Consider the following 22,020-nt stretch of genomic DNA (forward strand, 5'->3'; position numbering starts at 1 on the left):
AGGAGATTGCATGAGCCTGCCCGCTGCGTTCCTGCGTGATGTCGAGCGCCTGATACCTGCCGAACGCCGTTTCGATGACCCGACCTCCACCCTGGCCTTTGGCACCGATGCCAGCTTCTATCGGCTGATCCCCAAGCTGGTGGTGCGCGTCGAGTCTGAAGACGAAGTGGTCGGCCTGCTGCAGCTGGCCCAGCGCGAGCGCGTGCCGGTGACCTTCCGCGCCGCCGGCACCAGCCTGTCTGGGCAGGCCATCAGCGACTCGGTACTGATTGTGCTCGGCGACAACTGGAACGGCCGCGAGATCCGCGGCCAGGGTGAGCAGATCCGCCTGCAGCCCGGCGTCATCGGCGCCCAGGCCAACGCCTGGCTGGCCCCCTACGGCCGCAAGATCGGCCCAGACCCCGCCTCGATCAACGCCTGCAAAATCGGCGGCATCGTCGCCAACAACGCCAGCGGCATGTGCTGCGGCACTGCGCAAAATACCTACCACACCCTCGCAGGCCTGCGCTTGGTACTGGCCGACGGCACCCGCCTGGACAGCGAAGACCCGGCCAGCGTCGCGGCCTTCGAGCACAGCCATGCCGACCTGCTGGAAGCCCTGGCCCGCCTGGGCCGCGAAACCCGCGCCAACACCGAGCTGGCAGACCGCATCCGCCACAAGTACCGGCTGAAGAACACCACCGGCCTGTCGCTCAATGCGCTGGTGGACTACGACCAGCCACTCGATATCCTGCAGCACTTGCTGGTCGGGTCTGAAGGCACGCTGGGCTTCATCAGCGCCGTCACCTACGACACCGTGCCCGACCACCCGCACAAGGCCAGCGCCTTACTGGTGTTCCCCAGCGTCGAGAGCTGCTGCCGCGCGGTAACCGTGCTCAAGCGCCAGCCCGTTTCCGCCGTCGAACTGCTCGACCGCCGCAGCCTGCGCTCGGTGCAAAACATGCCCGGCATGCCCCTGTGGGTAAAAGGCCTGTCAGACAATGCCTGCGCGCTGCTGATCGAATCCCGCGCCGCCAGCCAGACGCTACTGCACGAACAACTGCACCACGTGATGGCGTCGATTGCCGACTACCCCCTGGAGCAAAAGGTCGAGTTCAGCGAAGACCCAGCGGTGTACAACCAGCTGTGGAAAATCCGCAAAGACACCTTCCCCGCCGTCGGCGCCGTGCGCCAGACCGGCACCACAGTGATCATCGAAGACGTCACCTTCCCCGTCGAGCAACTGGCCGAGGGCGTCAACCGCCTGATTCAGCTGTTCGACAAGCACCACTATGACGAGGCGATCATTTTCGGCCATGCCCTGGAGGGCAACCTGCACTTCGTCTTCACCCAAGGCTTCAACAGCGCCGAAGAAGTCGCGCGTTACCAAGCCTTCATGGACGACGTGGCACAGCTGGTGGCCGTGGAGTTCGGTGGCTCGCTGAAGGCCGAGCACGGCACCGGGCGCAACATGGCGCCGTTCGTGGAACTGGAGTGGGGCCATGACGCCTACCAGTTGATGTGGGCACTCAAACGCCTGCTCGACCCCAACGGCATCCTCAACCCCGACGTAGTGTTGAGTACCGATCCAGACATCCACCTGAAAAACCTCAAGCCCCTGCCGGCTGCCGACGAAATCGTCGACAAGTGCATCGAGTGCGGCTTCTGCGAACCCGTGTGCCCGTCCAAAGGCCTGACCCTCAGCCCACGCCAGCGCATCGTCATGTGGCGTGATATCCAGGCCAAAAAACGCGCCGGCGTCGATACACGCGAGCTGCTCAAGACTTACCAATACCAAGGCCTCGACACCTGCGCCGCCACCGGCCTGTGCGCCCAGCGCTGCCCGGTCGGCATCAACACCGGCGAGCTGGTGAAGAAGCTGCGCAGCCAGGCCGCCGAGCACGAAAAAACCGCCGACTGGCTGGCCGACCATTTCCACACGGCCCTGAGTGGCGCCCGCCTCACCCTCACCGCCGCCAACACCGCCCGCAAGCTGCTCGGCGCCCCACGCCTAAGCCGCCTGACCGCATCGCTGAGCAACGCCAGCAACGGCCGACTGCCCCAATGGACGCCCGCCATGCCCCAGCCGCTGCGCGCCATCGACTTCGGCCCAGCGAGCAACGACGCCCGCCCCCGCGTCGTTTACCTGGCCGCCTGCGTCTCGCGCGTGATGGGCCCCGCCTATGCCGACCGCGAACAAAGGTCGCTGCTGGACAAGACCCGCGCCCTGCTGGAAAAAGCCGGTTACCAAGTCGTGTTCCCCGACAACGCCGACAGCCTCTGCTGCGGCCAGCCGTTCGCCTCCAAAGGTTACCCAGAGCAGGCCGAGCACAAGCGCCAGGAACTGATCAACGCCCTGCTGCATGCCAGCCGCGGCGGCCTCGACCCGATCTACTGCGACACCAGCCCATGCACCCTGCGCCTGGTGCAAGACCTGGGCGACACCCGCCTGGACCTGTACGACCCCGTGCGCTTCATCCGCACCCACCTGCTGGACAAACTGGAGTTCACCCCCCAGGACGAGCCGGTGGCCGTGCACGTGACCTGCAGCACCCAGCACCTGGGCGAAAGCCAAGCGCTGATCGACCTCGCGCGGCGTTGCAGCAACCAGGTGGTGATCCCAGAAGGTATTCACTGCTGCGGGTTTGCCGGTGACAAAGGCTTCACCACGCCGGAGCTCAATGCCCACGCGCTGCGCAGCCTGAAGGGTGCGGTGCAGTATTGCAGCGAAGGCATTTCCACCAGCCGCACCTGCGAAATCGGGTTGTCGAGCCACAGCGGCATCGACTACCACGGCCTGGTGTACCTGGTAGACCGCGTCACCCGCCCGCGTGTTATCTGAGGCCTAGCATCGGCTAGGGGTGGTGGGTGGTGTGTTCGCCAAGCCGTTTTCAGCGCCTGCGAGATCGAGCGCCGCCCGCGCGGCGCATCGCGAGCAACGCTCGCTCCTACGTCTGTTTCGGGCCAGTTATTCCTGGGGCAAACGCGCGCGACCGCCTTTGGTGCATGGCGCGATATCGCGTCGAACAAACAAAGCGGTCGCGCGCGCAGGCACAGGCGTGACTGGCCCGAAACAGACGTAGGAGCGAGCGTTGCTCGCGATGCGCCGCGCGGGCGGCGCTCGATCGCACAGGCGCCAAAAATGCCCTGCTCATCTACTCCCACCTCAGGGCTAACACTGCCCTTGAAAGCTGCACGCCCCCCCTGTAGGAGCTGGCTTGCCTGCGATGGGTCGCACAGCGACCCCACTGGCCCCAACTGACTAACATCACGGCTCGCGCCCCAACACCAGCTCAGCCAACGCCCTACTCAACTACTTCTACCTCAGGACTAACACTCGCCTTGAAAGCTGCACAGCCCCCTGTAGGAGCTGGCTTGCCTGCGATGGGTCGCACAGCGACCCCACTGGCCTCAACTGACTAACATCACGGCTCGCGCCCCAACACCAGCTCAGCCAACGCCCTACTCATCTGCACGTTATGCACCGAATTGACCAGCATGCCGATCCCCGGCTCACCGGCATTGCCGCAAATGTATTCGTCCAAGGTGTCTTCAATCCCGCGCATCAGCTGAATGGCGTACAGCAACGCCTCCGGTGAAGGGACCTTGTTGTCGATGGTATAGAACGGACGTGGCGACGTTTGGCTGGGTGGATCTGGAACAATCTTCTTCATATTTCTCTCTCGTTTGATTGCATCAGGCCCCACCCATTCCCTCTCACAGGAATAGGTGGCAGCTGTACGCGGGGTGAGAGACCGGCCAAACAAGGAGGAAAACCGGCCAGGCACAAGGCCTGCCCGCGCACAGCTACCATGACGGTAAATCTCTTGAATGGAACGGGCTCTCACACCCGGTCGCCAAACCTCAGCGACCCAGGGAAACTAGCCCCAACGCCCATCATCGACAACAGAGAAACCGCTGCAGCGCCAGTAGGATAATTCCCAAACCCATCCACCACGAAGCATTTAGTTTCAAGTTCAGAATCCCCCTACAGCCGCATCATATCGCCCTGCCAGCATCCCGATTGAACCCACGCCAAATCTGCGCAGTCCACTTAACAGGCCCACCTTCCAGAGGCCTTAGAAGGAGACACCCATGAAAGGTACCGCGCTATCGGCCCTGTTCGCGGCCGCCACCTTGTTGGCATCGCCGGTGTTTGCCGCCGACGACCTCTGCACCACCAACCTGCAAAAGATCGATGACAGCATGGTCACCGCCGGCGCCACCTCCGAAGGCCTGGACAAAGCCCTGACCGAGCACGTTGACAAAGCCAAGGCCGCGCAGGCCTCGGGCGACACCAAAGAATGCATCGCCATCACCAGCAAAGTGCTGGAGCGCCTGGAAAAAACCGAAAAAGGCAGCGGCGGCAGCGGTTCGTGACCCCTGGTGCGGGCGACCGGACCAGTTGTCGACGTCGCCCGCGCAATGGCGTATACTCGCCTCACGTGCCGTAAGGTGCGTTAGCTAGAGCTAGTGTGGGGCCGATTAGGATTCGACGCCGGTAGCGAAACTCTAGGTGCATGCCGAGTTGGTAACAGAACTCGTAAATCCACTGTTGCAACTTTCTATAGTTGCCAATGACGAAAACTACGAGGGTTACGCTCTCGCTGCGTAAGCAGCTGAGCCCGCTCTCCTGGTAGCTTCGGCTCCAGCAATCATCAGGGGATGCCTGTAAACCCGAAATGATTGTCATACAGAACAGGATCGTCGTGTAGCACGTTGGGGGCAAAGCGACTAAAACTTACCCAACTCATCCAAAGCACCCTGCCCGTCGGGCGGCTGCGGATTAAATCAGTAGACACGGCTAAGCATGTAGTACCGACAGCGGAGTACTGGCGGACGGGGGTTCAAATCCCCCCGGCTCCACCAAATGATCAATCAAAGACGTCCACGGACGTCTTTTTTTGTACCTGCGATCCAGTAAATACGCGGCTTCCATCGCTTTTGCGGGCTTTAGAGAATTTTTGAGTTCCAGCCGTTCGGGTATTCCAGACGGTATTCCAGCCCACCCGGTGCTAATCCTTGGAATACCGAATCAGTGCCTGAGGACAATCTCATGCCTGCTCAAAACCTCCGCCTCTCCGATCGACAGCTCAAGGGAGTCAAACCCGCGTCCAAGGATTACGTCCTCACGGACGGTGACGGTTTGCAGCTCCGAGCACGCAGCAACGGCTCGTTGCTGTGGAATTTCAACTACCGCGAACCGGTGACCAAAAAGCGCATCAACATCGGTTTCGGGACCTACCCCGAACTGTCATTGGCGAACGCACGAAAGAAGGCAGTCGAAGCGCGCGAGCTGCTCGCCCAAGGCATCGATCCGAAGGTGCAGCGCAATACGTTGAATGAAGCCAAGCGCGCAGAAACGGAATACACCTTCGAGAACGTGGCCACCGCCTGGTTCGAACTCAAGAAAGACTCGGTCACCCGGCCTACGCCGAGGACATTTGGCGGTCGCTCACACTGCACGTGTTCCCCGATTTGAAGACGACACCACTCACGAAAATCACCGCGCCGATGGTGATCGGACTGCTTCGCCCAATCGAAGCGAAAGGCAGCCTGGAGACGGTCAAGCGACTTAGCCAGCGGCTAAACGAGATCATGACCTACGGCGTAAACTCCGGCATGATCTTCGCCAACCCGCTCACCGGCATCAGGGCAGTATTCAAGAAGCCGAAGAAAGAGAACATGGCTGCGCTTCCGCTCGAAGAACTCCCCGAGCTCATGCTGGAGATCGCGAATGCCAGCATCGAACGCACCACCCGCTGCCTGATCGAATGGCAGTTGCACACGATGACTCGCCCCGCCGAGGCAGCGACTACTCGCTGGGCAGACATCGACTTTGAAAGGCGCGTTTGGACTATTCCTGCGGAGCGGATGAAGAAGCGCCGCCCTCACAGCATCCCGTTGAGTGATCACGCCGTCGCACTGCTGGAGTCACTGAGGACTCACAGCGGCCATCGCGAAATGCCTTCCCCGCAGACCGAAATACACGCACCCGTGCCAATTGCCAAACGGCCAACATGGCGTTGAAGCGCATGAGCTTCCAGGATCGATTGGTCAGCCACGGCATGCGCTCGATGGCCAGCACCATCTTGAATGAACATGGCTGGGACCCGGAGCTCATCGAAGTAGCCCTGGCGCACGTCGACAAGGATGAGGTGCGGAGCGCCTACAACCGAGCTGACTACATCGAGCGCCGGCGCCCGATGATGGCCTGGTGGAGTGACTACATCCAGAAAGCCGCGACCGGTAGCCTTCTCGCACCTGCTTACGGCCGAGTCCGCTAGGACCAGGGAGATGCAATTGCGGTAACGCCCTCCCTGAAAATGCACTGAAACGCAATCAGGAGAATCTGCTGGGCGGTTAGCAACTAGGCTTTATAGCTGCGCCGACTCAGCCTACAATCCGCTTCCCAGGCAGGATGGCAATCAGCCATATACGGAACGCCTGATCACCTGTCGCATCTCTCACTCTGGCTCAAGGAAGTAGGCTGTCGATGTCAAAATTCAAACGCGAACATAACTACGGCTATCTGAATTTTTTCGAGATTGAGAAGAGTGGGCTTTATCGAGTCCAGAGAAAGTCAACAGGTGAGGAGATAATCTCAAAGAATTTTGGACTAGGGACCACCGAGGTGTTTCGCGCCCTTGCAGCCTGGGTCAAAGGAAGAGGATTTAAGGAAACAGCGCCCTGGCCAAGTCAAGGTAACTCTGGAAACGATCCAGTGATGTGTTACTGCCGAGAGATCAAAGAGTTTCCGAACGGCGACTTCATGGTAGTACTGTGGAAGCACGACCCTACCGACACTAAAGGGTTCAGAGGATTAGAATTAGGCAGCGATGGTAATCCGACAGGGAATTACATTACCAATGGCGCATCAAGCACCGGCGAAAACTATGTATGGGGCCACCCATGCTATTACTGGATCGTGCCTAGTAAGAACTCAGTAGTCTCTATCAAGTTCGATGACTCTAAATGCGATTCCGAGCTAATGCAAAAATGGGTTAATTACTGTGTCAGGTACCGCCTAAAATTCCCTGGGTACAATTCACGCCAACCGGGCGAATCAGAAACCCGAATTACCTTTAGCACTCATCAGAATCCGGAAACATACAATCTCCTATACCGCTTCAACACCAACATCAAAATATTTAAAACCAGCGAAGAATATCTCGAACAAATATGCGAATCCACTAGATACATGCTGTTGCGTAACGAAGTAGTAGTTAGCGACGGCGCGAAAAATCTAGAAATGAATACTGCAATTTCCACACGAGACGGACTTGACAAAGCGAACATTGAAATGTTTGGCTTTTTCCAGGCGTTTATGGAAAAGTTCTTCCCTAGCCAAAAGGGATCAGACGACAACGTCAGGAAAGTGGAAATTAAGCTTGAGGCCACACCAACGTTATCTCAAATTAAAGAGCTGATGACATATTCGTCAAGCTTCAGCGAAGGAAGCTGGGCTGATATAATTTTTATTGACGAAAATGAAAATAGCACCTCTATTAAACATCACCGTATCGTGGAACGCGTTATCCTACCACCGACCATCGATGCTTACAGCTGCGACCAGCTCTACAAAGTAGTCTCCGAGGCGCGGGCCTCCTATTTACCTCTAGCAGACATACCTGCAACAGCAGTTGAACCTCAAGAGCTAGCTTTCGGTACTAACGGATGAAAGCCATTGTCGCTTGCTTCATAATTCCGTCAATCTTGCTTATCTTCGGAATTGATATGGACAAAGAACTTAGCCCAACCATACTCGGCCTACTTGTAGGAATTGCAGGCGCAATTTTCACAATCATGAGTATCTGGGTGGCTTTTTTATACCCCAACGTCTTGAAAACTCTTAAAGGTGAAAACTTAGTCAATGTAGACTTCTCTGCTGGCGGGGAGGAGACGTTGCGGCTTAAGGAAATAATAAGTGTTATCGTGCAATCAGCAACCACGATGATATTATCGATTATCATTATGGCAGCAATATCAATACATCAAAAGTTTGGCCTTACAACCCAATTAGCAATACTAAAGACCTGCCAGTTTGGGCTTGTATTTATTTCCGGACTACAAATCTGCGCATTGATAAGCACAATACGTATCAATCTTTCATTTATGGACGCTCTGGAAAATCAACGGAGCAAAAGAGCAAAAGACTGGGATGTATAGCGCAATCAACTTTAACTTCGAAGCAGTGGCCCACAACGAGATCCTGCAAGGTATTTCGGCTTCAATATTTTTTATTGAATCAGAGCATCACAAACCCTAAGCATGGCCTAATTTTAATCTTCGTAGCCTCATGTTTACCCGCGGGTCCATCCAAACAGGGCTGCAAAGCCGCCCTGTTTGGATGGACCTCACCTGAAAAATCAAAAGCACCACATTGGCCACTGGAAACCACGGGATTCCGTACACACCCAATGCCATTTTCAACCACAAAATCCTGCGGACGAGTCGCTTGACCCTCTCGGATTGCGAGCGTAGAAAAGACAGTGCAAAGGCTGTCGATGGCAGCACCCCAGGTGACCCAAACCTTAAAGGTCACGCCGTTCCCGCGGTGGTTCTCCCCAAGGGCGATTAGCATTCGGCAGCTCGCCCGGTCACTACCCATGTGATGGATGCTCTTACACGTATTGCGCTCGTGCGCCAGATACACCGTACCTCGCTGCCCTGCAGCAACCTATCCGCTTGGCCGAATCTCGCGCCAACCTGTGCCCGTCTCTTTCTTCTGGAAAGAGACGGGCACTTCTACCACTGCTGCAGCCCTGATCGCACATGGCTTTGCGGCAATCCCCCTTGTGACAATCGGCGTGACAAACGCCGATGTCACCAGCAACAGCGCTGTAGATGATGGTACCGCAGACCAGGGAATGGACTGCACCTGACTGACAGTCAAGCATGCCCCGGTCATCGCATTGCTGCTTGCACATGACTCAGGATCTTCAGGCGCTCGTCTCGTCAGCCAGTGCTGCCTCCATCCGCCCACCGGTAACGGTGTTCAGGGGGCCAGATCATGAGATGCCCTTGCTCCCGGACGTAAGGAGCCGCAGTCCCACGTAGTGAACATTCCCCACAGGTCGCAGGGGCCTTGATCCCTGATAACACTCAACATTCTTGGCGGGATGACGTGGGGCGAGGACTGGATAATCGAAAATGAGGTGACCGACATGACATTAGTGGGTAGACGCGATGGCCGTAATTTCGGCTACGGCAGGCAATTGAGCTATGCAGGTCCGCAGACGCTGAAAGATATGTTCCGAGGCGGTCACTACGGCACCGTGAAGGCACACAGTGATCGATGGCTGGCATTCGTGAAGTGGTGCCGCTCCGAACAGGGGCCCGGCATCAACGACGCTCGACAGATTGATCTGAAGGTATTGGCCGACTATGCGGCGTATCTGCGCGACGTGGTTAGACGCGGTGACCTTGCTGTCAGCACCGCACAAAATCGGCTCTCCAGCGTTAACAGCGCGGCGCTTCGCGGTGATCAGTACGTGAAATTGCCCAGTCCGAGCGAGGCGCTGAGAATGCAGCGCACCGGAGTTTGACACTCAGTGCCGCAGGGCCAAGACCGCGAACAGGTTAAACAGATCGTCGATGTGCTTTGCCGCCATCATCAACTGCGGGCCGCCGCGATCGATCTGTTGGCGCGAGCCACTCGCATGCGCTTGCGTGAGGCCATATTGGCGGATCTACCACGGCTAAGCCGTGAGGCTAACGACCTAGGCAGGATTAACATTCAGGATGGCACCAAAGGCGGCCGCGCTGGTGCCTCGGCGCCACATTGGAGTGCGGTGGACGCCCACGTCCGAGATGCACTTAAGTTTGCGCGGCAGATTTCTCCTGCGGGTAGTCGCAACCTGATTGCGCCACACGAAAGCTACCTGGATTTCCGGCAAAAAATCATTCGTCCTGCGCGGTGCATCCTACATGCGCACAACCTCAAAGGCTTCCATGAACTGCGAGCGGCGTACGCATGTGAGCGCTATGAGCAAATCACCCAACACCGCGCACCCATCAAGGGCGGTCAATGCTACCGGTTAGATCAGCACCTTGATCATGAGGCCCGTAGGCAAATCAGTTACGAGCTTGGGCACGGGCGGATCGACGTAGGCGCTGCCTACATTGGTGGGCGGACTTGAGTAAGCAATTCGACATGGAGCTGTTCTTGGCTGGAGTGCTGACTCGCACGCAACCCGACAACGCCATGTGCGACAGGCCAAAAAAATCCAGGCTGAAATTGCAGAGCGCTGGCAGCGAAAAACGCCTTGGAACTGGCAGAGAAAGCATGTGGCCTGGTTTCTCGAACATCGCATGCGCCAGCACAGTGAGGCGACGCGGTACTACTATCTGCTAACGGCCAGGCTGCTCGCACGACGCTTAGAAAAGCTATGGCTTTTCAATCTCTGAGTGAGAGCGGCTGCTATCACCCCTAACTGTCCTCGGAAGGATCTCGATCCACCCAGGCTGAGTGAAAGAGCACCTGGGCAAATCTTATCATGTTCGACATCTCAAGCCTCGGGCCAACCGTTCTCGAAGCCGGTGATTAGATAGAGACAAGTAAATTATCATGTGGCACGAAAAACTCGGGAGCGGTGAAACTCTAGAAAGGGCTCATGCTCCGGAGCAAGGGAGATGCGCACATTTGGAGAGATTCCTAGTAATTCTGGTGTTGTTAGGTGACGGGATATCTCTAAATCTCCAGCCGGCGACAAAGTTATATAACCTTTATCAAAAGCCTTATCTAAATTAGGAGTAAGCAATAGACCATTAAATGGATCTAAGCGCTCAGAATTAGTTGAAGCACTCCAGGGCTTTATATGTGAAGCGACAAGTAACCCCACATCCTTAAACCCGGTAACGGCGCAACAAGCCCAGTAACCGACAAGTTTCTGCCTAAACACACCTTGACCGATCCTTGATTTAACCAAGTTTATTTTCTCTGTCTCGCAAATATCAGCAGCACACAAAATTTCGTCAATATCAGATTCAATGTCACTGCAATACCCTTCCGAAAGATATTCAGAAAACTTTATAAGAGCACTGCTATACATGTGATGCCCGCGCTCATTTCGATCTTTGTAGATTGGTAGTGCACGGATTCTTGATGCTGTTCTTTCAAACTCAGACCAGCTATTCAAAGAGATAAGCGGACCCTGAATGAGGCCGTTATCCATAGCCCATTCGGACATCACTCCACGCACCGCTCCGGCGTATTTCTTCACCGACGACAACGATAGTCCTTTATGGCGCATCCAATCTTCAAAGGTCATAGTAAGAGCTCTCTACAGGTACATATTACAAATAGGTTAACAGATTACAGAAATCATCTCGAGAGAAAACTAGTGACTGAATAGCCTGTGACTAAAGATTGTGTCGCATTCTCCTATCCCGTGCAAATGGATCCTCCAACACCAACAGTCAAACACTGACCTCGACGCATCGGAGGTCTTCACGCAAGAAAGTGTAAAATACTGCATAGCCGTCTAATGGTGCTAGCCTCTCTATAAACCTGCCCCTTACTTAACGTACCGTCCATACTCCAACTTAAGCCACAGACTATCCAGCCTATATCGCTTCTGATTACGCCATCTTTATGAAATAATGGACTACGACTGACCTCCAACTTATAGCCCGACCGATTTTAACCCCATTGAATTAAGTACTTCCAAACCTGACCAAGCATTGGTGTGCTAACGGCAGATCGACATCGCCAGGCAAAAATCTAGAAGGAGGCTCAATCCTGTTGCCTACTTTTTTGAAAACAGCATCGCCGAAGCCGTCAATTTCCATCACTGTGTAAAATTCCTGCTTTTGACTTCAGGTAGCCGATGATGGTGGTCCGCTAGGGGTACCGCGACCGGTAGCTTGCGACACATTGCAGAGCCTAACCAGAGCCTGCATACGGCAGAGAGCGCCCAATGCCGCAAAGCAAGACATACACAGCGTGGGTCGTAGATGACCTCTGGGACGGGGATAGCCCAGAAGATGTTGCTTATTGTCCGAAAAAAAAGTTTATAGTGTGAGGACATAAATCTGTCCACTTTGTCCGAGAGGCCTAATAGTCAGATCCGACACGCCTCGAGCAATGCACACCTGACGTACTGATATGGATAGCTAGGGGAAGCGATGCAGATTGTAGATTTTAGGTTGGTGGATGACCTGCCCCATAAAGATTTCGAACACTTTGTGAAGGACCTACTGCTTGCGTCGGGCTGGCAGGACGCGGTGGTTACAGAGACTGGTAGCGAATTTCGGCATGGTGATGGTGGGGTGGACATCTTTGCCTACCGCGAAGGACGTAAGTTTGCTGTAGAAGTAAAACAACGTAAGCGAGACACTACAGTTGACGTTAGCGCCCTAAACCAATTGGTCACCGGGGCTCGGCTAGCAGACGTCAAGCAGATGATCTTGATCACCAACTCGTACTTCACCTCTGAAGTTAAAATACGCGCCTTGCGCTTAGGCGTTGAGCTGATTGACCGAGACGCCTTGAAGAACTTGTTTGTGCTTCGCGGCTCGGAGATCGGCCGACGGATCAAACCACGTGAATATCAGGTTGAGGTCATTCAACAGGCCGTGGAGCAGTTCGATGCAGGCAAGCGAAAACTGCTGATAGAGATGGCAACCGGCCTGGGTAAAACTTATACCGTTGCGTTGTTGATAAAGCAGCTACTCGAGCGTGTTGGAGTTAGACAGCGTGTTTTATTTATCGCTCACCAGATTGAAATATTGCTACAGTCAGTAACAGCATTCAAGAACGTGTTGGGTTTGGGAAACTACAGCTTTTCTGCCTGCTTTGATGGTTCTCGACCTGAAAATACCGACCTGGTATTTGCCAGCTTTGACACACTGTATAGCCAACTGGCCGAACTGGCATCTGGCAGCTTCGATTATGTAATTGTTGACGAAGCTCATCATACCCCTGCAAGAACATATGCGAGCGTTGTGGAACATTTCCAGCCTCGTTTGCTTATTGGCCTCACCGCAACACCTTGGCGCGCCGACAACAAGAGTGTTAGCGACTTCTTCGGTGGCGCGGACAGCCATATTGGCCGCTATGACCTGATTTGGGGATTGCAGCACAAGAAACTAGCGTTCCCCAAGTATCTGGTTCTACTCGACGACATTGATCAGGATCGTATTGATCAGCTGGAAAGTGGCCTGTCTATTTCTGATTTGGATAAACGTTTGTTCCTGCATAAAAAGGATCAGGAAGTCGTTCGGCTAATCGAAGCTACGGTCGAGCAGAAACAGTTGAGTAACGTAAAGGGGATCGTCTTCTGTCGAAACATTCGACATCTACGACACCTGCTCGGTTTTTTCCACCCTGGTACCGCTACTAGTGTGCATTCAAGGATGCAGGATAGTGAGCGGCGGGAAAACATCCGGCAGTTCCGGGAGGGCGATCTTAACTACATCTTGGTGTGCGACTTGTTTAATGAGGGAATCGATATCCCTGAGGCCAATTTGCTCGTTTTCATGCGCTACACGGGCTCGAAAACTGTGTGGTTGCAACAGCTGGGCCGCGGCTTACGAAAAACGAAAAATAAAGATTGTGTTCATGTGCTCGACTTTGTCGGCTCTCTGGATCGCATCAAGGATGTTCAACATTTGGTTAAGGCTGTCGCGCGAAAAAAACCAAATAAAAAACTGATTGAGGGCGATCTGGATGAGGCTTTCGATGATCATCACGACCTACACGATGACACTATCGAAGTGACTTATAGCCAGTCGGCTGCTCGCGTACTGGAACTTATCGAGAGCCTGAGATATCGGCTTAATAGTCGTGAGGAAATGATCGATAAACTTAGGCGCTATCAAAACGCCACTGGCACCATACCGTCGATTGAAAAACTGGAATTTAGTTTAGAAGACGTCTCAGTGGATCAGGTAGCCACGCACTTCGACTCCTATCAAGGATATCTTCAGGCCGCGTTCGGCTGGGACATTAATACTGCAGTCATCAGTAGCGAAATCTCTCGCGCCTATAGTACCTATAAGTACAAGCACGGGGTCGCCCCTAGCGCCAAGGCGTTGTCGCTGGAGTTCCAGCACAAAACTCTGCCGTGGTTAACTACAGCGGAAGTAGCGCGCTTAATTTCCGGATTAATACCGACAAAGTTGGTGGACACTATCGCTCAAGACCGGCTAGCGGTTGCTGAACCAGAGGTAGATACAGCGCACGCCAAGCCGGTAGTCCAACATACCCAATCACCTGTACTACCTGAAGACCAAGCCAAGCTCGAGCTGCTCGCCAAATATCGTGGTGTAGTTAGCAGTCGTGCAGATTTGTTGACGCTGCCAAAAGAGCAACTCGATCTTATAGTCAGCGTGTTCCGTTCTACATCAGTGTTTTTGGTGCGATTGAGAGGCTGATACAAATGTACAATGAAACCGAAATTAGAACTGCTGTCTGCTCTCTTAAGGCGCAGATGATTGCAGCAGGCCTACTTTCAGACAGCGAGACATCAGGGCGCCTGGACATCCTGATCGCCAAGCTGGATGTTGAGGATTTCCTTAGTCTGCGCGCTCTTCCAGCTTTCTGGGAGCTGGTTGCATTTTGGCAGATGCCGACTGATATTCAGGTGACGAGTATGTCGTCGAAGGAACAGGATGGCTTACACTCACATAAAAATAGTGACATTTCATCCGCTATGCCCCCTCTTGCCTCTGACGCTAGCGTGAAGGCGGCGCCTTCGGCTAATGAAGCACCTAATTTTCTCCCACACCCTAAGACGCTGATAGATGATCTCCAACTCGGTGGCCGATTCGATAAATTAATTACCCGACTATGCCGAAGTGCAGATAGTAGCACTGGAGTTACGGTAAATTTCGAGCGGCTTGAGGACATCTTGAACCTGCCCATTGACATCTTGTCTAATCTAGAAGGTGTCGGTAAGTCCTACAGGGCAGACTGGCAAGATCTTAAATCCCTGTACTTGCAGACAACCGAATTCCTGTCTGCACCTTTAGATCTCTCAGATGTAGCCGAGCCAATCAAGCTTATTCGAGATGACATGCGGCTCAATTTAACGCAATTGGATGCTGTAGATCTAAAAGCTATCGCTAAACTTGAACGTATAACTGGGCGCGCTGATATTAGGGCGATTTTGAGCTTTAATTCTTTTGATCAGCCTTCAATAATTAGGCTGAGCCGCAACACAAAAACGGCAGTAATGAAGATGAAGGAACGCTTGGCTGCCGAACTCCGACTCATTGCATCGGGTTCTCTGGATTATCATGTAACACAATCCTCTTTGATTACCGCCACGGCTCAAACGTTCGCATCGACGTCTGCATTAGGCAATTTTATAATCGAGCGCGTAGATTTTTTTCTGGCGACCCTAGATGAGAAAAGCCAACAAATTTTTCAGCATCGATGGGGTTTTGTGGATGAGCGCCTGACGCTTTCAGAAATTGGCACAAAATATGACGTCTCACGAGAGCGTATCCGCCAACTGGAAAGCAAGATTAATGAGCGGCTCAATAACTATCTTTCCCTAAATTCTGCCGAGACCTGGCACACTGCCACAAGTATGTCTTATGAAGCGCTGCGCCTGGACATGGCAGATCTTTCCGAATGTTTTAGGGAATCGGCCCACTTCCATGAATTCTTGGCATTCATTAGTCATGACCGCATCGCCTTTGCGGGTTCTTCGGCGCATCCGTCACCGACAGTACTTGATAAGTATTTTGCCCTGCATGGCACAGCTATTGAACAGTCGATTGTTCTTCAACATCTGCAACAGGAACTGGGCGGCGATCAAAAGGATGCATTCAATGCACTACACTTCCTCCATTCACAAAGCCACGTAGTACTTGAAGGCGGGCTAGTACATCCGTTGAAACTGGGAAAGCACGAGGCTGCGGCAGCGGTCCTTGCCGAGCATCCGAATGGTTTACCGTGGCTGGATATTGTGCGACACGCAAACAGGCTAGGTATCTCCTCCAGCCCATTCTCGGAGCAGGCCGGAGGCCGCGCACTGCAGGACTCCGACCTGATGTATGTTGCGGGCAAAGGTGTGTACCGGCATACCCGCTTCGTTGATTTTTCCACGTTAGACAAACCCGCCATTTTCCACTCCCTGCATTCCTACTTTGCTACTGCTGAACGAGAGGTGGCGCACTTAAGTGAAGCCCAAGCGGGACTTTCGGAGCTACAAAAACATGACTACTACATTCTTCGCTACGTAGTGAAAATGCATGGGAAAGGCCACGGAATTTACTTTAACGGAAAATCACAAGCTGACTCTATCAGTCTGAATTCTGAATTCGACTTATTCTCTCAGAAAAGCGTGATACTTCAGTCCCTGCAACAGAGGCAAGCGCCTTTGACCACCAGCGAGGTGGCGCAACTACTGAAAAGTCGAAGTCTGAGACATGCGATGTTTTATCTCAAACAGCTAATGGATACAAACCAAGTCGTTCAGGTGGACCGCATGCTTTATACTACTTCGGAGAATGCTTACAAAAATATTGATCTGGAAGCAATGCAAAGTGCGATAGAGTTAATATTACGACGCTACGATAAGCCTGTCGATCCTTCAGTCATTCAACTTGAGTTGAATGCAAAACAGGGCGAGTCCTACTCAAAATATTTCTACAGTTCGCTGGCGCGCTATTTCTCCCAACTCGGGCATTGGCAGCGCCGCCATAGTCTATTCGCTCTGCGGCCAATTTCCTTTGATAGCTTGACTGATGCAATTGATACGCTGTGCAAGATAGAAGAAAGCGTTGAAAAAAATTTCGCGTCCCTAAGTCAGCACATCGCGATCATTGAGGAGGCCGCCAGGGCATCCATTTATAACTGGAAAGCAGCAAAGGCAAGATCCGCCTCCGGTGTGCCCGCACCTGAATTGGAAACTCAAATAGAAGACGAGTTGGAAGTCGACTGAACAAGCAATTCGTTCCTCTCTAAATGCGTCCAGTCTCGCCGAAATCGTTAAATTTTTTATCTACTTTATAGCAAATATTGATAACAAGCCGCTATCGACCGATTGCGGCTTGTCTTAATCGACGGCTTCGATCCGATATCTTGGCATCCAATTTGAGACAAACAACGAGTCTAGTGCCCAAGGCGTTGTTATTGGTAGCTACCAGTTGCAATAGGGACCAAAAGCGATACCCGCCATTATGTCAAAACTGCGGATCGCTGCATCAGTCGTTACAATTTCGGTAATAGAGGCAAACAGGGTGCGACAGAGATGGGGACACCGGACCGCGTTGTGCTTTGATACACGTTGAATAACTGATAATTACCGAGAGGTTTTTTTACTTAGGCTTGGTAACTCCCGGCCAACTCGGGTTGCCTACCGGCCAAAATCTGACACTATTTAGGGCACGAGTCATACCAGGCCCCAATGACAGCGCAGTCCGAACGTATATGTGACCTCCCGCTGAAGTCGTGGAGACATGATCTCTAACTCGACGCACGATCGCCTTGTGCTTTTCCATGGGTGCAATGTGTGTATCGATCGACAGTTCTCGCCGACAACGGCTAAAATCAGCGCCAAACTTTTCAAGGACGATCACCTGAGATGTACCGTACGATCACCGTTCATGTCGATAAGTCAAGCTGGCCTGGAGTCGGCAAGGTTCCAAATTTTCCGTCAGCCTTCATCGCAGGCACCAGCAGTTTCGATCTAAATATCAACTCGATGTTATTGATGATCGGCTATCTGACAACACCGACGTCTGTCACTGGCGTTTCGCTTGCAGAATTCTGGGCATGGGTGAGGTATTTAGCAGCGATCACCTCTCATGACGCGGACCTGCGCTTAACAAGAAGCTATGCAGATCTCGATGCACATCAGAAAACAATTCTTAGTGATGATTTCGGAATGGGAGTGCCCATGGTCTGGCTCATGAGGAATTTACCATTGGTTGAGATTGTCGATGGCCGCTATTTTTTGCAGCGCTACGGCGCTAGTCACGGTGCACACCAATATCGGACCGCAAAGCGGGGGCCGAATAAGACACCTGATTTCGTGGTACGAGGCCACGATGGTAAGTGGCACATTATAGAATGTAAGGGAACTCAATCGGGCGAGATTTTCAGAGATCGCCAAATCGATTCGGGTATACCCCAGAAACTTTCGATCATGTTCCCGCCCAGGCACACAGGCCAACGGCTAGTCTCAGGTCTCAGCATTGGGATTGAAGATGGAAATCCAAGTCACTTGAAGATCATTGATCCCGAACCTGAAGATCCCGTAACAATCACCGAAAGTGAACTGGAGTTTGCCAACGACGCCGCAACCCGAGGCGTAATGGCCAAACTGCTTCGGTCTACAGGCTTTGAAACTGCGGCAGAGGCGTTAGCCGCACCGTTCGGCAAGCCGCAAGCCATGCCTCCCTCTACAAAAAAAGGGGATAAGAAACGCGTCGAATTCCTGGTGGATAGAGACCGTCGCGCGCGAGAAGAACTGCTGGAAAACATCTCAAGAGTTCCCCTTTTCGGTGGTCCCTATCGTGGTCGAGAGGTTACTTTCCAATTGCCGAGGCCAATCTATATTCATGGCGCCGCGATTTCAAAAGTTACCGTAAGACAAGGTATCAATACAGATGCACTCGATCTGCTCCGAGAGCAACCAACCATCGCGACGCTGGTCGACCCATCCCGTAACCACTGGATCAATTTAATGGGGACAAACGTTATTCACGATGACGAGAAAAACGCGACGTTGCAAATCGGAAAAATTTTCCGTTCTGAGTTGATTCTGGAATGATGACCCGTTGGGTCGTTGCATTTCATTCCAGATGATTCTAGCTGGACGACGCATTAAATTCTAATCTTGCGTTACAGCGGAGTGCGAAATACAAGCAGTCATCGGCTGTCGCGCTCATTCTCCAGCGCTGGCGCTGCAACAGCTCCAGCGGACGGAGCGGCGTGGGCCCCTAAATCGCTGGTAGACCGTTGACCTAGAGCCGAATAACTCGGCTATGCCCCGCCAAGCCGCGCTCAAGCAAAGGCCCACCAAAAGTTTTCATACAGTACCTAAGCCTCTAGCTACCCATTTGAGAAGGCAGCAATAGGTCCAAGCGGTCTGAAAACCTTCGGCGTGGTCTCTGTGGATAAAAAACAACCAGAATTTAGCGTTTCTACGCCAATTCTGGGTTAGCTGATTAGCCGAGCATCTACAGATTTCACGTACGCTCGCGCTTCTCGAAGAACCATTTGTGTTTACACATAGCCTGGATCGAAAGCTGCCCTCTATCAACCATCGTTTTGGGCCGTTTACTCTCGATCACGATAAGTGGACGCCCCACCTATGTTGCAAGCATGAAATTGCTGTCACGCTCACTACAGATAGCAATCAATGTCTAGCAGTCCGGCCGGCAGCCAACAGCTGAGAAAAAATCTGCTAAAGCAGCAAAAACTCTTACAATCCTAGACCGGATTTCCTACACATTTCGCCACCGATGCCCAAGAGATAATCCCGTGAGTGACTCAGAGAACTCATCCACGCCACTCGTTGACGTCGTGAAACTCGTCGCATCCCTTCAGCGTTTCGCTGATGATCGCGACCGGCAGCAGTTCCACTCCCCCAAAAATCTCATCCTGGCTCTCACTGGCGAGGTAGGCGAGCTGTGCGAGATTTTCCAATGGATGAGCGATGCCGATTCGATCTCAGCCGCAAAAAATCCCGAAATCGGCCAAGCCGTTAAGGACGAATTGGCGGATGTACTGATGTACCTGGTTCGCCTGAGCAATGTACTCGGCATTGACCTCAACGAGGCCGTGACACAGAAGCTCGCCTCGAATGGCCAGAAGTACCCCGTGGATAAAGCCAGAAGCAACAGCAAAATGTACGACCGACTCTGACCAACACGCACCTAAGGACAACCCGTGATCGTTTACGCTGCGACCAAACAGCAATTTCTTAAAGACAACGATAACGATGACATTGAGGAGGTGATCCTCAGGCATTACAAGGACGCTACCGGCAAGAACGTAGGCTCCTCGGAAATCAGGTCGTGGCAAGGATCCCTGACGTACATGGCCAAGGTCCTTAGAGATGAAGGCCTGCCGAGCGATGCAGGCCTGGCCATCGAATTGCACATCCCCCAGTCGTCGAAGCGAATCGACTTTCTACTCACCGGTCGCGACGAAAACCAGGCAAAAAAGGCCGTACTGATCGAGCTGAAGCAATGGAGTAAGGCCAACGCCACTACCAAGGATGCCATCGTCAAAACGGCATTGGGTGGCGGCCTCATTGAGACCATTCACCCGTCCTATCAGGTGTGGTCATATGCAGCGCTGTTGGAAGGCTTCAACGAGGCGGTGTATGACAAAAGCATCGAAATCCGTCCGTGCGCCTACCTCCATAACTACGTCAGCGACGGGGTCATAGATTCAGCCCACTATGAGCCCCACATCAGCAAGGCTCCGCTGTTTCTAAAAGGCCCGGAAGAGCTCAGTAAACTCAGAACCTTTCTGAAGAAGCATATAAGTCATGGCGACAACAAAGAGGTTCTTTACGAGCTGTCCGAAGGGAAAATTCGCCCATCCAAGGCGCTAGCCGAAGCCCTCGGGGGGTTGATGAAAGGCAAACCCGAGTTCGTATTGATTGACGATCAGAAAGCAATTTTTGAGTCGGCGCTGGCGGCGGCAAGCGAGGCCTCGGACCAAGCACCAAAGGTGATGATCATCGAAGGTGGGCCGGGCACCGGGAAGACTGTCCTGGCTATCAATCTGCTGGTGAAGCTCACCGAACTGAAGCTGATGAGTAAATACGTATCCAAGAATGCTGCCCCTCGCAAGGTCTACGAAAGCAAACTGGTTGGCACCATCAAGCGCAGCCATTTCTCGAATTTCTTCTCAGGCTCTGGGGCATTCATCGATATTGAGCCCAACACATTCGATGCGCTTATCGTGGACGAAGCTCACCGGCTGAATGAGAAAAGCGGGCTTTATGGAAACCTTGGGGAAAACCAGATCAAGGAGCTGATTGACTCAGCGAAATGCTCCATTTTCTTTATTGATGAGGACCAGCGTGTAACCTTGAGCGATATCGGCAGCAAGCAGGCGATACGCGCCTTTGCAAAAGCCAAGGGTGCTGCGGTTGAAGAACACGTGCTGTCTTCGCAGTTTCGCTGCAGTGGTTCTGACGGTTACCTGGCATGGCTGGATGACACGCTAGGCATTCGCTCGACGGCAAATCCGACGCTTGAGACCCAAGAGTACGAGTTTAAGGTGTTCGACTCACCTCAGGCGATGCATGACGCAATCAACGAGAAAAACCACGGAAACAAAGCTCGTGTGGTCGCGGGCTATTGCTGGCCTTGGTTGAGCAAGAAAGACCCCACCGCTGCTGATATCGTCATTGGTGACTACAAACGCCAATGGAACCTGGATCAAGATGGCAGCCTATGGATCATCGCTGAGAACTCCATCGAGCAGGTTGGCTGCATTCATACCTGCCAAGGTTTGGAAGTCGACTACATCGGCGTGATTATCGGGCCAGATCTAGTCGTACGTGACGGTCAGGTAGTGACATCCCCGGATGAGCGCGACAAGCACGATAAATCGATTCGCGGCTGGAAAAAAATGATGAAAGAGCAACCTACCCTCGCGAAAAGTGAAACAGACCTGATCATCAAAAATACGTACCGAACCCTGATGACACGCGGGATGAAGGGTTGCTACCTGTACTGCACCGACAAAGAGACGGCGCAATACTTCGAGAGTCGGCTTAGCCAACACGGCAATCATTGAAGATATCGTTTGCTAGAAAGCCCCTGTACCGGCGAGCGCAGGGGTAACGATCAACAGTGCGACCATTTGCTTGATAAATTCGACCCGATTCGTTTTTGGGGGCGGTTCTCCAAACGCACCGTCCATCGGAATCCAGACCACGCAGCGTTCCAACTGGTATTCCAAGTAAGTTGACCAATAAATTATTAATCAGACAAAACAGTTAGATACCGACTCGTTTCAGATTACCCCGGCCCACCAAACCCTAAGAAGAAAAAGCCCTCGCTAATGTCAGTCAGTTAGGCCCAATGGGGCCGCTGCGCGGCCCATCGCAGGCAAGC

General features: G+C 53.2%; 11 protein-coding genes, 1 other RNA gene and 3 pseudogenes. 13 read left to right on the top strand and 2 right to left on the bottom strand.

Annotation, left to right across the window (positions count from 1 at the left end; translation table 11 throughout):
- The first annotated feature begins 10 nt into the window (after positions 1 to 10).
- Positions 11 to 2,821 carry an FAD-binding and (Fe-S)-binding domain-containing protein gene (locus tag AC5PZ0_RS25935; protein WP_493856018.1) on the top strand — a complete coding sequence of 937 codons (2,811 nt, stop codon included), beginning with the start codon at positions 11 to 13 and terminating at the stop codon, positions 2,819 to 2,821.
- 583 nt (positions 2,822 to 3,404) lie between these two features.
- Here AC5PZ0_RS25935 and AC5PZ0_RS25940 read toward each other — a convergent pair.
- The gene (locus AC5PZ0_RS25940) at positions 3,405 to 3,653 is read right to left on the bottom strand and encodes a hypothetical protein (RefSeq protein ID WP_252825901.1); all 249 of its coding nucleotides are present in this window, start codon (positions 3,651 to 3,653) and stop codon (positions 3,405 to 3,407) included.
- 421 nt (positions 3,654 to 4,074) lie between these two features.
- Here AC5PZ0_RS25940 and AC5PZ0_RS25945 point away from each other — a divergent pair, with 421 nt between their 5' ends.
- The 7 genes and pseudogenes from AC5PZ0_RS25945 (at position 4,075) to AC5PZ0_RS25975 (ending at position 10,389) form a co-directional block, all read left to right on the top strand.
- Positions 4,075 to 4,359, top strand: coding sequence for a PA2433 domain-containing protein (locus AC5PZ0_RS25945; RefSeq protein ID WP_099430487.1), 285 nt, complete (start codon positions 4,075 to 4,077; stop codon positions 4,357 to 4,359).
- Between the two features lie 97 nt (positions 4,360 to 4,456).
- Positions 4,457 to 4,848: a transfer-messenger RNA gene (ssrA, locus tag AC5PZ0_RS25950) on the top strand.
- A 187-nt stretch (positions 4,849 to 5,035) separates the two neighbouring features.
- Positions 5,036 to 6,266 (top strand): annotated as a pseudogene (locus AC5PZ0_RS25955) (integrase domain-containing protein).
- Positions 6,267 to 6,475: 209 nt separating this feature from the next.
- On the top strand, positions 6,476 to 7,660 hold the full coding sequence (locus AC5PZ0_RS25960; RefSeq protein ID WP_493856019.1) for a hypothetical protein: 1,185 nt from the start codon (positions 6,476 to 6,478) through the stop codon (positions 7,658 to 7,660).
- Positions 7,661 to 7,716: 56 nt separating this feature from the next.
- Positions 7,717 to 8,148 carry a hypothetical protein gene (locus tag AC5PZ0_RS25965; protein WP_493856020.1) on the top strand — a complete coding sequence of 144 codons (432 nt, stop codon included), beginning with the start codon at positions 7,717 to 7,719 and terminating at the stop codon, positions 8,146 to 8,148.
- 998 nt (positions 8,149 to 9,146) lie between these two features.
- Positions 9,147 to 10,121: pseudogene (locus AC5PZ0_RS25970) on the top strand (site-specific integrase).
- Positions 10,118 to 10,389: pseudogene (locus AC5PZ0_RS25975) on the top strand (hypothetical protein). Before AC5PZ0_RS25970 ends, AC5PZ0_RS25975 begins: the two co-directional pseudogenes overlap by 4 nt.
- Positions 10,390 to 10,547: 158 nt before the next feature.
- On the opposite strand, the gene AC5PZ0_RS25980 reads toward AC5PZ0_RS25975, so the two are convergent.
- Positions 10,548 to 11,252, bottom strand: a complete 705-nt coding sequence (locus AC5PZ0_RS25980) for an HNH endonuclease (RefSeq protein ID WP_493856021.1) — start codon at positions 11,250 to 11,252, stop codon at positions 10,548 to 10,550.
- An 856-nt stretch (positions 11,253 to 12,108) separates the two neighbouring features.
- Here AC5PZ0_RS25980 and AC5PZ0_RS25985 point away from each other — a divergent pair.
- From AC5PZ0_RS25985 to AC5PZ0_RS26005, 5 genes are all read left to right on the top strand, one after another.
- Positions 12,109 to 14,358, top strand: coding sequence for a DEAD/DEAH box helicase family protein (locus tag AC5PZ0_RS25985; protein WP_493856022.1), 2,250 nt, complete (start codon positions 12,109 to 12,111; stop codon positions 14,356 to 14,358).
- 5 nt (positions 14,359 to 14,363) lie between these two features.
- On the top strand, positions 14,364 to 16,877 hold the full coding sequence (locus tag AC5PZ0_RS25990) for a sigma factor-like helix-turn-helix DNA-binding protein (RefSeq protein ID WP_493856023.1): 2,514 nt from the start codon (positions 14,364 to 14,366) through the stop codon (positions 16,875 to 16,877).
- A 762-nt stretch (positions 16,878 to 17,639) separates the two neighbouring features.
- Entirely contained in the window at positions 17,640 to 18,710 is a 1,071-nt protein-coding gene (locus AC5PZ0_RS25995) for a hypothetical protein (RefSeq protein WP_493856026.1), read from the top strand.
- A gap of 713 nt (positions 18,711 to 19,423) precedes the next feature.
- Positions 19,424 to 19,807 carry a nucleotide pyrophosphohydrolase gene (locus tag AC5PZ0_RS26000; RefSeq protein ID WP_493856024.1) on the top strand — a complete coding sequence of 128 codons (384 nt, stop codon included), beginning with the start codon at positions 19,424 to 19,426 and terminating at the stop codon, positions 19,805 to 19,807.
- Between the two features lie 24 nt (positions 19,808 to 19,831).
- Complete coding sequence (locus AC5PZ0_RS26005; RefSeq protein ID WP_493856025.1) at positions 19,832 to 21,700, top strand: DNA/RNA helicase domain-containing protein; 1,869 nt, start codon at positions 19,832 to 19,834, stop codon at positions 21,698 to 21,700.
- Positions 21,701 to 22,020: the final 320 nt, after the last annotated feature.

It is taken from the genome of Pseudomonas sp. 5.2 (assembly GCF_059025405.1).

Excerpts from the sequence above, each read along its gene's own strand:
- AC5PZ0_RS25980 (WP_493856021.1), bottom strand. The coding sequence starts at position 11,252 with ATGACCTTTGAAGATTGGATGCGCCATAAAGGACTATCGTTGTCGTCG.
- AC5PZ0_RS25935 (WP_493856018.1), top strand. The coding sequence starts at position 11 with ATGAGCCTGCCCGCTGCGTTCCTGCGTGATGTCGAGCGCCTGATACCT.
- AC5PZ0_RS25940 (WP_252825901.1), bottom strand. The coding sequence starts at position 3,653 with ATGAAGAAGATTGTTCCAGATCCACCCAGCCAAACGTCGCCACGTCCG.
- AC5PZ0_RS25945 (WP_099430487.1), top strand. The coding sequence starts at position 4,075 with ATGAAAGGTACCGCGCTATCGGCCCTGTTCGCGGCCGCCACCTTGTTG.
- AC5PZ0_RS25960 (WP_493856019.1), top strand. The coding sequence starts at position 6,476 with ATGTCAAAATTCAAACGCGAACATAACTACGGCTATCTGAATTTTTTC.
- AC5PZ0_RS25990 (WP_493856023.1), top strand. The coding sequence starts at position 14,364 with ATGTACAATGAAACCGAAATTAGAACTGCTGTCTGCTCTCTTAAGGCG.
- AC5PZ0_RS25985 (WP_493856022.1), top strand. The coding sequence starts at position 12,109 with ATGCAGATTGTAGATTTTAGGTTGGTGGATGACCTGCCCCATAAAGAT.
- AC5PZ0_RS25965 (WP_493856020.1), top strand. The coding sequence starts at position 7,717 with ATGGACAAAGAACTTAGCCCAACCATACTCGGCCTACTTGTAGGAATT.
- AC5PZ0_RS25995 (WP_493856026.1), top strand. The coding sequence starts at position 17,640 with ATGTTATTGATGATCGGCTATCTGACAACACCGACGTCTGTCACTGGC.